Consider the following 13582-nt stretch of genomic DNA (forward strand, 5'->3'; position numbering starts at 1 on the left):
GAGATCTCTCAGGAGGTGGCGACGAGCGGGAGCAGTTCGCGCTGGACGAGCACACCGCGCAACGCGGTGACATCGCTCAGCACGGCGTCTGCGCCCGCGGTGCTCAGCGCCGGACGATCGTGCGCGCCGGTCAGCACGCCCGCCACGAAGCCGGCACCGGCCCGACGCCCCGACTCGACGTCACTCACCGTGTCTCCGGCCACCGCGACCGCCTGCACCGAAGAGGTCTGCGTGCGCAGCAGCGCCGCGAGCACGAGGTCGGGTGCCGGGCGTCCGCGACCGGCGTCGACAGGCGACAGCGCGAGGTCGATCAGGTCCTGCCAGCCGAGGCCGTCGATCAGGGCGTCACGGGTGACCGGGGCGAAGCCGGTGGTGAGCACGACCTTCAGCCCGGCATCCTTCAGCCCCTGGATCGCGTCGGCGGCGCCGGGGATCTCGGAGACGCCCTGCTCGGAGACGATCTCGGCGTACGCGCCCTCGAAGGCCGCCGTGGCGCGTGCTGCGGCCTCGGAGTCGCCGCCGGCGAGGTGTGTGAAGACATCGATCTTCGACTGCCCCATGGTCACGCGCACGTGGTCGAGCGCCTCGTCCCAGGGCATCCGGTCGGCGACGCCGGTGCGCTCGGCGGCGCGCTGGAATGCCTGCTCCACGACGCCGTCGTCGAGCACCGTGGTCCCCGCCATGTCGAGGACGACGAGTTCGAGAGGAGTGGTCATGATGTTCCTTCCATTGCTGCCGCCCACCCGAAGGCGGCGGCGAGATTCTCTTCGGCAAGGCCCAGGCCCGTGGTCATCCCGATGCCGGTCGTCGCGGCGAGCACCAGGACGCCGTCGTCGCCCCGGTCGATCAGGAACTCCTGCTGCCCCTTGGCGTACACGCCCTGCCAGCGCTCGATCACTCGGGGCGCCGGTGCATCGAACAGCGCCTCCGCCTCGGTGAGGAACGCGGTGAACGCAGCTTCGGGCTGGAACGGCACAGGGGCGACAGCGGTGGAGTGCGAGTCGCCGATGATGAGCGTCCCGTCGGGGAGCTGCGTGTACATCTGGTTGAGGTCGATCGCGGCGAGGTCGGGACGCTCGGCGTGCAGGCGTTCCCGCAGCGCGATGGCCTCCGCCCCATCGGAGAATCGTCCGTAGCGCACGAGCGACCAGCCGGTGAGCAGCGGTGCGGCCAGCGGATGACGGAACGACACGGCCGCCCGCATCATGTCGAGCGCGCAGCGGACGATCCCGTGCCGTTCGGCGACCTCGGGCAGAAGCTGGTCGATGTCGTGGTTCACCGCGACGACCACGTTCTGGCAGCTGATGGCACCGCGGGTGGTCTCCACCCGGCCCGCTCCGACCGCGGTCACGGCGGTGCGGAAGCGGAAGTCCACACCCACCTCCGCCAGGTACCGCACGATCGCGTCGGCGGCCGTGCGGGGATCGGTCTGCAGGTCGCTCTCGATGTGCGCGCCGCCCACGAGGCCCTCGGCGCGCAACGGCGCGAGGCGCAGGAGTTCGGTGGCCTCCAGCATCCGGATCCCGCCATCGCGGGACGCGGCTTCCAGCACGGCCATCTCGTCGTCGTGCCTGGCGGCGACCAGCGTTCCCGATTCGCGCAGCCAGAAGCCCGCGTCCTGCGAGAGGCGCAGCCACAGTTCGCGAGAGACGTCGGCGTAGCGACGGGCTTCTCCACCCTGGGCACCGATGCAGAGGTGCCCGAAGTTGCGGATCGTGGCGCCGACCGGCGAGTCGGTGCGGTCGACGACGATCACGCGCAGCCCGCGCCGGACCGCCGCATATGCCGCGCCGAGACCGACGATCCCTGAGCCGACGACGACCACGTCTGCCGTGTCGTGAGCGCGATTCATCGGAACACCTTCCGCATCCACATGGCGAGCCCTTCGACCACGAGCACGGTGGCGAGGATCATCAGCACGATCGCCGTCACGGTCTCGTAGCGCGAGCCCTGGCTGGCGTTGAGCAGGTAGTACCCGACACCGCCGCCGCCGACGATGCCGAGGATCGTCGCCGCGCGGATGTTCGTGTCGAGCATGTAGAAGCTGTGGCCGATCAGCGCCTGTATGCCCTGCGGCACGGTGGCCGAGGTGTAGGTCTGCAGACGAGTCGCGCCCACCGCGCGCAGTGCGCGCTCCGGTCCGCGGTCCACCTCTTCGAACGAGTCGGCGATGAGCTTTCCGAGCAGTCCGATGCCGCCGATCGCGAGGGCGATGACGCCGGCCTGCGCACCGAGACCCGTGATGACCACGAGCACGATCGCGAGGATCAGCTCCGGGATGCCACGGATGCCGACGAGCAGGAGTCGTGCGGTCCCTCGTGCACCCGAGCTCGGAGCGACGTTGCGGGCGGCGAGCGAGCCGAGCAGCAGCGACGGGAGCAGGGTGAGCACCGTGGCGGCGAGAGCGATCGCGACGGTCTCGCGCATCGCCTGGAACATCGCGCTCGCGTCGTAGTTGCCGAACGAGGGCGGCCAGAACTTCGCCGCGACCTCGGGCAGTTTCGCCCAGAAGGTGATGAGATCCATCCAGTTGATCTGGCTGACCACGACGCTGCCGACCACCACGAGCACGGCGATGACGCCGGCGATGGTGTGGCGCACGCGCTGCGCGGTCCAGGGGCGACGCACGGCCGTCTGCGGGCTCGCGGCCCAGGCGGGACGACCGACGGGTGCCGCGGCGGCGTTCGAGCCGAGACGCGGATGCAGAATCCTGTCGATCCACGAGCGCGTGTGCTTCTGCTCGCCCAGCATCGCGCCGCGGACCATGCTCGAGACGATCTCCATCACGACGCAGAGGATGAAGATCACCAGGGCGATGCCCAGGCCCTTGCCGTAGTTGAGCGACTTGAATGCATACGACATCTCGAGGCCGAGACCGGCGACTCCGACGTAGCCGAGCACCACGCTGCCGCGCAGGTTGATGTCGTTGCGGTGCAGCACGGTGGCCACCCAGCTCGGCAGCACCTGCGGCAGGATGCCGGATGCGAACTCCTGCATCTTCGATCCGCCGGCGGCCCGGATGGCGAGGCGGGGACCTTCGTCGATCTGCTCGATCGCGTCGGCGAACATCTTCGAGATCATGCCGATCGAGTGGATGCCGATGGCCAGGATGCCGGGAAGCGTACCGAGCGAGAACATCAGCACGAACGCCATCGCGAGAACCACGTCGGGGAGCGCACGGGTGAGCACGCCGATGAACCGTGCGGCGGCTCGCCATCCGTTCCCCGGAGTGGTGTTGGAGGCGGCGAGGTAGGCGATCGGCACCGACAGCACGGCGGCGAGCAGCGTGCCCACGAGCACGAGACCCACGGTGAGGGCGATCAGCCACGCGAGGTCGCCCGGGGCCGGGAAGGTGAGGCCGCCGACGCGAGCCATGAAGTTCTCGGCGTTGCCCCAGCTCTGCACCATCGCCGGGATGGAGATGTCGACGTCGCGGACGGCGAGGATGCCGAGCACCACGAGGGCGACGAGCGTGAGTGATGCCGCGATCCGCTCGGGCGAGATCGGGCGCTTCGGAGCGCGCTCCGCAACGCTGCGTCCGCCTCCCTGAGCCGCCGGGCCACGGCCGCGTGTGGCTGCATCCGTCGCGGAATCGAGCGCCGTCATGATGCGGCCACCTGCGCCGCCGCCTCCACGAGCTCCTCAGCCACGGCACGGATCTCGGCGGTCGTGGTGGCGACGCGGCCGTAGATCTCCATGACCTCGGCCTTGGTGAGGTCGCCCGTCGGGGTGTCCAGCACCACTTCGCCGTGACGCAGGCCGACGATGCGGTCGGCCCACGAGATCGCGAGGTCGACCTGGTGCAGGCTGCACACGACGGTCAGTCCCTCATCGGCCGCGATCTCGCGGATCAGCGCCATGACCTGTTCGCTCGACTCGGGGTCGAGCGAGGCGACAGGCTCATCGGCGAGCAGGATCGCGGGCTTCTGCATGAGAGCACGGGCGATGGCCACGCGCTGCTGCTGTCCGCCGGACAGGGTGTCGCTGCGCTGGTAGGCGCGGTCGAGCAGGCCGACACGGTCGAGGTGCTCGAGTGCGGTGAGCTTCGATGCCCGCGAATAGCCCCAGAGCCCGAGACGCGGTCCCCGCACACCCGACAGCGAACCGGTGAGCACGTTCTCGAGCACGGTGAGGGAGGGCACGAGCTCGAACTGCTGGAAGATGAATCCCACGCGGCTGCGCAGGTCGCGCAGGGCCCTGCCCTTCAGCGACGGGACCTGCGAGCCGAGCACCTCGACGGAGCCTGCGGTGGGGATCTCGAGGCCGTCGAGGTGACGCAGCAGGGTCGACTTCCCGGAGCCTGAGAGGCCGAGGAGCACGACGATCTCGCCGCGGGAGACCTCGAGCGAGGCGTTCTTCAGCGCGGTGGTCGTCCCGAAGGTCTTCGTCACGCCGTCGAGGCGGATGAGGGCGTCGGATGCCGAGGCGGTCATGTCGTAGCTCCTGTGGTGTCGTGGGTCGTGCGGTGGTGCCCTCCGTCTCGCCCGCCGGAGGCGGAGGAGACGGAGGGCGCCGGGTGAGGCGAAGGGATCAGGCCGGGCTCAGGCCTGGCACTGCTCCGCTTCGGTCTCCTTGCAGATGTCGCGGATCAGGTCGTAGTACGCGTCGTCGACCGGCTTCGTGGCGTAGAACACGCTGCGGAAGGCGTCGGTGTCGGCGCCTTCGATGCCCGCGGCGATGATGTCGTCGATCGTGATCTCGGAGAGGCCGTCGATGAGCTTCTTCGAGACGTCGTCAGGGAGCGTCGACGAGTAGACCAGCGGCGCGCCGGGGACCATCGTCTCGTCGATGACCTTCACCTTGTCCGACTTCTCGACCTCGGAGTCCTCGGCGAAGCCCGCCTCGCACTCGACGCCCTCGCCGACCTTGGTGACGCTCACGTCGTGCTTGCCGGCGAAGACAGGGGTGATGTCGGTCTTCGGATCGATGCCGGCCTCGAGCAGGTTGTACGACGGGAACAGGTAGCCCGAAGTCGACGACGGGTCGACGAAGCAGACCTTCTTGCCCTTGAAGTCCTCGATGCTCGTGATGTCGCTGCCCGCGGGGACGATCGCCTGCGAGAAGTAGCCGGGCTCCTGGCCTTCTTCGGTCACGATCGAGGAGATCGGGGTGAGCTTGGCACCGTTGTTGGTGGCGGTGACGTAGGTGAAGCCGGAGAACGACGCGACGTCGACCTTGCCGGCGACCGCAGCCTCGATGAGCGCGGCGTAGTCGGTCGACTCGTGGTACTCGACGGTCTTGCCGGTGATCTCGGCGATGTAGTCCATGAGCGGCTGGTAGTTCGTCTCGGTGTCGACCGAGTCGGGCACGACGCCGAAGACGAGCGTGTTCTCGTCGACCGCGAATCCGCTGGCGGAGGACGACTCGTCGGCGCCGGGGCTGCCGGCGGCATCTGCCGAACCGGAACACGCGGCGAGGCCGAGGGCGAGGAGCGCGACGCCGGCGAGGGCGGGGAGAGCGCGAAGCTTCATGAGGACCTTTCAGGGTGTGAGGGGTGATCCACGGAAGACTCTCGCAGGTGACGAGACGAGATATGTACCTAACTCGGAAGAGTTCAGAGCTCGTTTACCCAGCATTCTTCTGGATGAACACTCCCAGAACGCGCTCGCACCGTTCCGACTGACGAAGTAATGTACCTATGTGGCAGAAGCTGTGTACACCCAGATCGCCGATGACCTTCGCGCGCAGATCACTGCGGGCGCGCTGCGTCCTGGTGACGACGTGCCGACCGAGGCGGATCTCGCCGAGAAGTGGCGCACGTCTCGAGGACCGATCCGCAACGCCCTCGCAGCTCTTCGCGGCGAGGGCCTGATCGAGACCAGCCGCGGACGCCCGGCGCGAGTCGTCGCTCGCAAGGCGAATCAGGCCGTCGATGTCTCGGTGCCATTCACGCGCTGGGCGCGGGAGCTGGGCGTCGCGCCGGGCGCGCAGACCCAGGAGCTGAGCCTGCGCCGCGCGGGCGAGTTGGGGGCGGCGCTCGGGGTCGGAGCGGACGACACGATCGTGAGCGTGGTGCGCCTGCGTCTTCTCGACGGACGTCCGACCATGCTCGAGCGCCTCCACTACACAGAGGTCGCCGGTCGGCGGCTGTTCGAGGTGAACCTCGACGAGGTCTCGATCACGGAGTACCTCTCGTCGGTCGGGCATCCGATCGTCACGCTGCAGCACGTGATCGATGCCGTCGCCGCCGACGATCAGGATGCCGCGCTGCTGCGCGTGCCTCGCGGAACCCCCATCCTGCGTCTCACCCGCACATCGCGCGATGCGGAGGGGCGGATCTTCGAGGCGTCGGAGGATCGGTACCTGAGCGAGGTCGTGCGTTTCACCGTCGCCGCATCGGGGATCTCCACCGACGGTCACTACATGCGCGCGGTCGGCGCGTAGCAGCGCACGAGGAACATCCGGCGGGGGCCGGAGAAATCGGCCGTTAACGCAGAAGGCGATCGCGAGCGCGCAAAGTGTTTCAGAAGCCAGAAAGACCGCGCCCGCGATCGCAGCGCTGGGGACGCTTTATCTGGGGAACCCTCAGATTACGGGGAAGTGCAACGCGTTCCACAGGGTCGAACGTCGAGAGTTCTCTAGACTTTCGTCTAGGTTCTCGCGGATCGTGGAAGGGGTGCTCACACACTCTAGAGCATCAGACGACCGGAAGTCGGGCCGACACGACCCAGAATCCATCGACTTCGCCGGCGGTGAACTCGCCGCTCGCTCCCATGACGCGCTCCGCCATCCGGCCGAGGCCGGTGCGGCTGGAGGAGAGCTCCCGGCGCGGTGTCGTCGGGAGGGGACTGCGCAGAGTGAGGTGCGCGACCTCGTCGTCTACGGCGAGGTCGATCTTCACCTCGCCGGGCCCTGCGTATTTGAGGATGTTCGTGGCGGACTCGCGCATGATGCGCGCGAGGACGATCTCGACCGCTCGAGGGATGCGCTCATCGGCGGGGTCGCCTTCGCGGGCCACGGAATGGCCTGCGGCCTCGAACTCGCCCTGCGCCTCGTCGATCGCTGCAACGAGGTCGCCCGTCTGCACGCTGGACGATTGCGGTCCATCATCGGCGAGTTCGATCACGAAACGGAGATCGGTCATCGCCTTGCGGGCGGCGACACGGATCGCTTCCTGCGAGTCATTGCTGGTCGCAGGGTCTTCGAGCATCTGCACGTGCAGCGCCACCACCGTGAGGTGGTGCGCGATGCTGTCGTGCAGCTCACCGGCGATCCATCGTCGCTCGGCGAGTACGGCCTGCCGTTCCTGTTCGGCTCTCTCTTCGAGCTCGCGCTCGAGTCGACTCCCCCGGGCGAAGGCGAGCCGCAGGGCGAACCCGACAGCTCCCGCCAGGGTGGCGAAGATGAGATAGATGCCGACGTTTACCGGAACGGTGGAGTCACCGTAGGCGATGATCGTCGCCGATACCAAGAAGCCGCCGATGTACGACAGCACAAGTGAGGTCCAACCGAGTCTCATGACCAAAGCTGCGGCGACCGCGGCTGTGATCAGCACCTGGGTTTCCGTTCCGGTGAGGAACGACAACCCGAAAACGAGTCCCATCGCGCATGTCGCGATGAGGGGGGACCAGAGATAGAGAGCGAGGACTGCGGTGGACGCAATGCTCACTACGGAGGTAACGGGACTCGCACCTGGAGTGGTGAAGAGCCCGAGGACGTCTAGGGCGATGATGACGGAGACGATGGCCAGAACCGCGATGCGCTCGATAGCGCTGAGCCGCTCACCTCGACTCAGCCGAAGAAAGTCCCGGGACTGCCGGGCCGACTGGTCGAAGGCCATGGTTCATTATCTCCTATTCGCCAGGTACTCTAGCGGTAGAGACCGATAAGCTTGCCCACCTGCTGCCAGAAAGACATAACGTTCACCTCCATTTTGTAGTCGTTCGTCGATGTCTGTATTCATCTTCTCGGCGATCATCTCGGCGCACATCTGTCTCAGGTCCAGACCTTTTTGGCCAAAGGTCTACATGACGTCCTTCCGCCGCTCGCGCCGTTAGGCTTCCCCCTATGCAGGAAATCCGTGTCGTGATCGTCGACGATGATCCCCTCGTCCGTTCGGCGCTGTCGCACTTCGTGTCGCGCGACCCGGAGATCACCGTCGTCGCGCAGGCAGAAGACGGACTCGAGGCGATCGCCACTGTCGAGCGAGAGCAGCCCGACGTCGTGATGATGGACGTGCAGATGCCCGAGATGGACGGCATCGAGGCCACCGGCGTGATCGCCGAGCGCTGGCCCCACGTGCGCGTGCTCGCGGTGACCACGCTCGACGGAAGCGACACGGTTCTTCCGATGCTCAGCGCCGGCGCCTCCGGTTACCTGCTCAAGGACTCCAGCGCCGACGACATCGTCACGGGCGTCCGCGAGGTGCACAGCGGCGCGAGCTCGCTCTCCCCTCGGATCGCCTCGATGCTGATCAAGCACGTCCGCGACTCGACGCCTGTGGCCGCGGACGCGGCTGCGCTCGAGCCGCTCACCGACCGCGAGATCGAGGTCCTGCACTGCCTCGCACAGGGCATGTCGAACGCGGAGATCGCCAAGGCCCTGATCGTCTCCGAGGGCACGGTGAAAGCCCACCTCGGACGCATGATGTCCAAGTGGCACCTGCGCGACCGCGTACAGATCCTCGTGACCGCCGCGCACGCCGGGCTCGTCAGCTTCCGCTGATCACCACGCGAGCATCACGATCCCCACGACGACGACGAGCGAGGCCGCGATCCGCAACGCAGGCCGCGACTCGCGCAGCACGAACACCCCGAACAGGCTCACCAGCACCACGCTGACCTCGCGCAGCGGCGCCACCAGGGCGACCGGTGCGATCTGGATCGCCGTCAGCACCAGGATGTACGACAACGGCGACAGGACACCGAAGGCGAGGATGCGGCGCCACTGCGTACGCCCGAGCGCCCACACCGCCCCCCAGCGCCGACGCACCGCGATCGAGTAGAACGGCACCTGGAGCAACGTGGTTCCGACCATGAAGGCGACCGGCGACAGGTTCCAGGTACGCACCGCGTGCGCATCCCAGATCGTGTAGACCGCGATCGCGACACCGGTGAGCAGCCCGAAGACGATGCCGGGATCGAGCCGGCGTGTGCCCGCGCCTCTGCCCCGGTCGACCAGCCCGATGGCGACGACGCCGACGATCACGGCCGCGACGCCGACGAGCGCGATGGCCGACGGACGCTCGCCGAGCAGCAGCACGGCCACGATCACCGAGAGGAAGGGCCCGGTTCCGCGGGCGGTTGCGTACACCGTGGAGAGGTTGCCCTCGCGGTACCCGCGCTGCAGCACCGCCATGTAGCCGACGTGCAGCACCGACGAGACGACGACCCCGAGGGCGAACGACCCCAGATCGTCGGCACCGATACCGCCCGTGAACGGCACAGCGCCGATCCACACGACCGTGCTGCCGACGGCACCCCACCACAGAAACGGAGCGCCGGCCCTGCTGATGCCGTGCGCGATGATGTTCCACGAGGCGTGGGCGATGGCGGCCCCGAAGACCAGGACGAACGCGAGAGGAGACATGACGAGACCCTTCCGTCCGGCGCGCGGCGCGACGAACAGGGTCCTCCGGGCTTTTGTCCTGTCAGATGACGGCTCTCCTGCGGAGGAGGGCCGTGGCGCCGCTCGGACCAGACGGGCGCGAACCCCGGAACCCTAGGCGCTATCGGGAAAAGCCTAACGCGCCATTGTGAACGCCCGGCAAACGGAGCGTCCTACCCTCCGAGGTTGGGGGCGATGCACTCGACGTCGGCATCGACCTGCCCCGTGCGCTCTGCCACCACGGAGACGTCCGTCCCCTCGACCCGAAGGATTCGGCAGGTCGCCGTCGCTCCGGTCGGCGGTGTGACGTTGATGCGCGGCGTGGTCGTGCTCAGATTCAGCTCGGGCGCGTGTGCCCAGAAGGCCTCTGTCATCTCCTCCGTGATGCTGATCGACTCCGCCGGGCCCGCCGTGTTCACATAGATGATCTCGCCCCCGGGTTCCGAGGCGGACACCTCGTACATCAGCAGATCCGGTCCTTCCTGTGCGAACGAGCACCCGGACAGCCCCACTGCCCCGGCAACCACGACGAACGTGGCAAGTGTCACTTTCCCCAGACGATTCATGCCCCCATCGTGGCTGCTCTTCCTGGGAGACCCATCGGCAGCGGCGGTCACCCCCGAGGGAAGCCCGGCGATGGAGACTACGCTCGAAGGACCGCGCTCTTCAGGAAGGTCACGACATGCCCGTCACCCCCGCCGCACTCGCCCACGCCGAGGACCTCGCCGACTTCGTCGCCGCCTCGCCCTCGAGCTACCACGCGGCGGCGGAGGTCGCTCGACGACTGGAGTCATCCGGATTCACCCGTCTGCGCGAAGAGGATGCCTGGCCGACGCAGGGCGGCCGGTACGTCGTCGTACGCGATGGGGCAGCGATCGCGTGGGTCGTGCCGGCGGATGCCACGTCGACGACCCCCGTGCAGATCTTCGGTGCGCACACCGACTCCCCCGGCTTCAAGCTCAAGCCGCAGCCGACCACGGGTTCGCGGGGCTGGCTGCAGGCCGCAGTCGAGGTGTACGGCGGACCGCTGCTGAACTCGTGGCTCGACCGCGAGCTGCGCCTCGCCGGGCGGCTGGCACTGGCCGACGGTCGTGTGGTGCTGGCGGACACCGGGGCCCTGCTGCGCCTTCCGCAGCTCGCGATCCACCTCGACCGCGGCGTGAACAACGGCCTGGCCCTCGACAAGCAGACCGAGACGCAGCCGGTGTGGGGACTGGGAGATGCGACCGAGGCCGACATCCTCGCCGAGCTCGCCTCCTCCGCCGACGTCTCCACCTCCGAGATCCGCGGGTACGACGTGGTCGTCGCCGACTCCGCACGCGGCGCGGTGTTCGGCAAGGACGACGCGTTCTTCGCCTCCGGCCGTCTCGACGACCTCGCCTCGGTGCACGCCGGCGTGGTCGCGCTCGAAGCGCACGACCCGGCGGCGGGAGGGCCGATCGCCGTGCTCGCCGCCTTCGACCACGAGGAACTCGGTTCGGAGTCCCGCTCCGGCGCGGCAGGCCCCTTCCTCGAAGACGTGCTCGAACGCGTGTACGCGGGCCTCGGCGCCGATGGATCCGCGCGTCGCCAGGCCTACGCCTCATCGTGGTGCCTGTCCAGCGACGTGGGTCACTCGGTGCACCCCAACTACGCCGCCAAGCACGACCCCGTGGTGCAGCCGGTGCTCGGCTCGGGCCCGATCCTCAAGATCAACGCCAACCAGCGCTACGCGACGGATGCGATCGGCACGGCGTCGTGGCGGACCTGGTGCGAGCGCGCCGGCGTTGCGACGCAGGAATTCGTGTCGAACAACAGCGTGCCGTGCGGCTCGACCATCGGCCCGATCACGGCGACCCGCCTCGGCATCCGCACGGTCGACGTGGGCATCCCCATCCTCTCGATGCACTCCGCGCGCGAGCTCGCCGGGGTCTCCGACCTGCACGATCTGACCCGCACCGCGCAGTCGTTCTTCGCCGGCTGAGCACGAGGGCGCATCCGCCCCACACGAAGTCCGCCCGGCCGCGCTCCGGCAGTGCCAGGATGTGAGCATGACGGACATCAAGCCGGCCCTCATCGAGCGTGCGGGCATCGAGATCATCCCCGAATCCGAGCGCACCGCGAAGCCTCGTGACCTCTTCTGGCCGTGGTTCGCCGCGAACGTGTCGGTGTTCGGAATGTCGTACGGCTCTTTCGTGCTGGGCTTCGGCATCTCGTTCTGGCAGGCGACGATCGTCTCGGTCATCGGCATCGTGGTGTCGTTCCTGCTCTGCGGGCTCATCGCCATCGCCGGCAAGCGCGGCTCCGCGCCGACCATGGTGCTCTCGCGCGCGGCCTTCGGCGTGCAGGGCCAGAAGGTGCCGGGCATCGTCTCGTGGCTGACCTCGATCGGCTGGGAGACGTTCCTCGCGATCATGGCCGTGCTCGCCACCGCGACCGTGATCACGCAGCTCGGGGGCGACGGCGACAGCATCTGGCTGCGCATCGTCGCGACCGTGATCGTCGCCGCGCTGATCGTGACGGCTTCCGTGCTCGGCTATCACACCATTATGAAGCTGCAGTCGGTGCTCACCTGGATCACCGGCGTCGTGACCGTGGTCTACATCATCCTCGCGGCGCCGGCCATCGATGTCGCCGCCGTGATGGCGCGCCCCGACGGGGGCATCGGGCAGGTGATCGGCGCGCTCGTCATGGTGATGACCGGCTTCGGGCTCGGCTGGATCAACATCGCCGCCGACTGGTCGCGCTACCAGAAGCGCACGGCATCCGACGGGGCGATCGTCGCCTGGAACACGATCGGCGGATCGGTGGCGCCCGTGATCCTCGTGGTGTTCGGCCTGCTGCTGGGCGGCTCCGACGAAGACCTCATGAACGCGATCGCCGCTGACCCGATCGGTGCCCTCGCATCGATCCTGCCTCCGTGGGTGCTGGTGCCGTTCCTGCTCACCGCCGTGCTCGCGCTCGTCTCGGGCGCGGTGCTGGGCATCTACTCCTCCGGGCTGACCCTGCTCAGCCTCGGCATCCGCATCCCCCGCCCGTCGGCCGCGGCGATCGACGGTGTGATCCTCACGATCGGCACGATCTTCGTGGTGTTCTTCGCCACCGACTTCCTGGGTCCGTTCCAGAGCTTCCTGATCACGCTCGGTGTGCCGCTCGCCTCGTGGGCCGGCATCCTGATCGCCGACATCCTGCGCCGGAAGAAGGACTACGACGAAGAAGCACTGTTCGACCGGAACGGACGCTACGGCGCGTGGGACTGGACCTCGATCGGCACCCTGGTCGTCACGAGCGTGGTCGGCTGGGGTCTGGTCGTGAACAACTTCGCCGAGGATGCCGCGTGGAACAACTGGCAGGGCTACCTGCTGTTCCTCATCGGCGGCAGGGACGGCGAGTGGGCGTACGCGAACCTCGGGGTGTTCTTCGCGCTGGTGCTGTCGTTCCTCGTGACCTACTTCGCCAGGGCCGCGAAGATCCGGCACCAGGAGGCCGTGTGAGCGCTCCGTCGACCTCGGACACCTGGCTCGTGGTGATCGACCCGCAGGCGATCTTCGCCGCGCCCGACTCCGCCTGGGGTTCGCCCTTCTTCGCCGAGGCGATGCCGCGCATCCGCGCCCTGGCGGAAGCCTTCGGCAGCCGTGTGCTCGTGACGCGCTGGATGCCGACCGCCGACCGCACCACGTCCTGGGGCGCCTACTTCGCCGCCTGGCCGTTCGCGGATCAGCCGCCGAGCGATCCGCTGTTCGCCCTGGTACCCGAAGCCGCGGACCTGTCATCGCATCCGAGCCTCGACCTGCCGACGTTCGGCAAATGGGGGCCCGAACTCGAAGCGGTCGTCGGGCGCGGGGCGCATGTGGTGCTCGCCGGGGTCTCGACGGACTGCTGTGTGATCTCGACGGCCCTGGCCGCCGCCGACGCCGGCGCTCACGTCACGATCGCTGCCGATGCCTGCGCCGGATCGACCGCCGAGAACCACGCGGCCGCGCTGCAGGTGATGGGTCTGTATCCCCCGCAGATCACCGTGAGCGACACCGCGGCGGTGCTGGCCGGCCACTGACGG

The 13582-nt window shown here is 68.3% G+C and carries 13 protein-coding genes; 5 read left to right on the forward strand and 8 right to left on the reverse strand.

Annotated features, from left to right (window positions below; all coding sequences use genetic code 11):
• Positions 1-8 precede the first annotated feature (8 nt).
• From ACFVWL_RS03210 to ACFVWL_RS03230, 5 genes are all read right to left on the reverse strand, one after another.
• Positions 9-716 carry a phosphonatase-like hydrolase gene (locus ACFVWL_RS03210; protein ID WP_387178382.1) on the reverse strand — a complete coding sequence of 236 codons (708 nt, stop codon included), beginning with the start codon at positions 714-716 and terminating at the stop codon, positions 9-11.
• Positions 713-1852 carry a TIGR03364 family FAD-dependent oxidoreductase gene (locus ACFVWL_RS03215; RefSeq protein WP_387178385.1) on the reverse strand — a complete coding sequence of 380 codons (1140 nt, stop codon included), beginning with the start codon at positions 1850-1852 and terminating at the stop codon, positions 713-715. Before ACFVWL_RS03215 ends, ACFVWL_RS03210 begins: the two co-directional genes overlap by 4 nt.
• Entirely contained in the window at positions 1849-3606 is a 1758-nt protein-coding gene (phnE, locus tag ACFVWL_RS03220) for a phosphonate ABC transporter, permease protein PhnE (RefSeq protein ID WP_387178387.1), read from the reverse strand. Before phnE ends, ACFVWL_RS03215 begins: the two co-directional genes overlap by 4 nt.
• Positions 3603-4433: a phosphonate ABC transporter ATP-binding protein gene (phnC, locus tag ACFVWL_RS03225; protein WP_387178389.1), complete on the reverse strand. Its 831-nt coding sequence runs from the start codon at positions 4431-4433 to the stop codon at positions 3603-3605. The genes phnE and phnC overlap by 4 nt, the downstream gene beginning before the upstream one ends.
• 108 nt (positions 4434-4541) lie before the next feature.
• Positions 4542-5471 carry a phosphate/phosphite/phosphonate ABC transporter substrate-binding protein gene (locus ACFVWL_RS03230; RefSeq protein ID WP_387178391.1) on the reverse strand — a complete coding sequence of 310 codons (930 nt, stop codon included), beginning with the start codon at positions 5469-5471 and terminating at the stop codon, positions 4542-4544.
• A gap of 169 nt (positions 5472-5640) precedes the next feature.
• On the opposite strand from ACFVWL_RS03230, the gene ACFVWL_RS03235 reads away from it, so the two are divergent.
• Positions 5641-6384, forward strand: a complete 744-nt coding sequence (locus ACFVWL_RS03235; RefSeq protein WP_387178394.1) for a GntR family transcriptional regulator — start codon at positions 5641-5643, stop codon at positions 6382-6384.
• A gap of 253 nt (positions 6385-6637) precedes the next feature.
• Here ACFVWL_RS03235 and ACFVWL_RS03240 read toward each other — a convergent pair whose 3' ends face one another.
• Positions 6638-7543, reverse strand: coding sequence for a sensor histidine kinase (locus ACFVWL_RS03240; protein WP_387178397.1), 906 nt, complete (start codon positions 7541-7543; stop codon positions 6638-6640).
• 464 nt (positions 7544-8007) lie between these two features.
• Between ACFVWL_RS03240 and ACFVWL_RS03245 the strand changes: the two genes are divergently transcribed.
• Positions 8008-8664 (forward strand): response regulator, encoded by a 657-nt coding sequence (locus tag ACFVWL_RS03245; RefSeq protein ID WP_387178398.1) that lies wholly within the window; start codon positions 8008-8010, stop codon positions 8662-8664.
• Here the strand turns inward: ACFVWL_RS03245 and ACFVWL_RS03250 are convergent, their stop codons facing one another.
• Both ACFVWL_RS03250 and ACFVWL_RS03255 read right to left on the reverse strand, forming a co-directional pair.
• Positions 8665-9528, reverse strand: a complete 864-nt coding sequence (locus tag ACFVWL_RS03250; RefSeq protein ID WP_387178400.1) for an EamA family transporter — start codon at positions 9526-9528, stop codon at positions 8665-8667.
• Positions 9529-9719: 191 nt separating this feature from the next.
• On the reverse strand, positions 9720-10094 hold the full coding sequence (locus ACFVWL_RS03255; RefSeq protein WP_387178402.1) for a hypothetical protein: 375 nt from the start codon (positions 10092-10094) through the stop codon (positions 9720-9722).
• A gap of 134 nt (positions 10095-10228) precedes the next feature.
• Here ACFVWL_RS03255 and ACFVWL_RS03260 point away from each other — a divergent pair, with 134 nt between their 5' ends.
• From ACFVWL_RS03260 to ACFVWL_RS03270, 3 genes are all read left to right on the forward strand, one after another.
• On the forward strand, positions 10229-11509 hold the full coding sequence (locus ACFVWL_RS03260; RefSeq protein ID WP_387178404.1) for a M18 family aminopeptidase: 1281 nt from the start codon (positions 10229-10231) through the stop codon (positions 11507-11509).
• 67 nt (positions 11510-11576) lie between these two features.
• The gene (locus ACFVWL_RS03265; protein WP_387178406.1) at positions 11577-13019 is read left to right on the forward strand and encodes a purine-cytosine permease family protein; all 1443 of its coding nucleotides are present in this window, start codon (positions 11577-11579) and stop codon (positions 13017-13019) included.
• The gene (locus ACFVWL_RS03270) at positions 13016-13579 is read left to right on the forward strand and encodes a cysteine hydrolase family protein (RefSeq protein ID WP_387178408.1); all 564 of its coding nucleotides are present in this window, start codon (positions 13016-13018) and stop codon (positions 13577-13579) included. Before ACFVWL_RS03265 ends, ACFVWL_RS03270 begins: the two co-directional genes overlap by 4 nt.
• The last annotated feature ends 3 nt before the right edge of the window (positions 13580-13582 follow it).

The organism is Microbacterium sp. NPDC058269, assembly GCF_042881445.1.
In the GTDB taxonomy this organism is placed as follows: Bacteria; Actinomycetota; Actinomycetes; order Actinomycetales; family Microbacteriaceae; genus Microbacterium.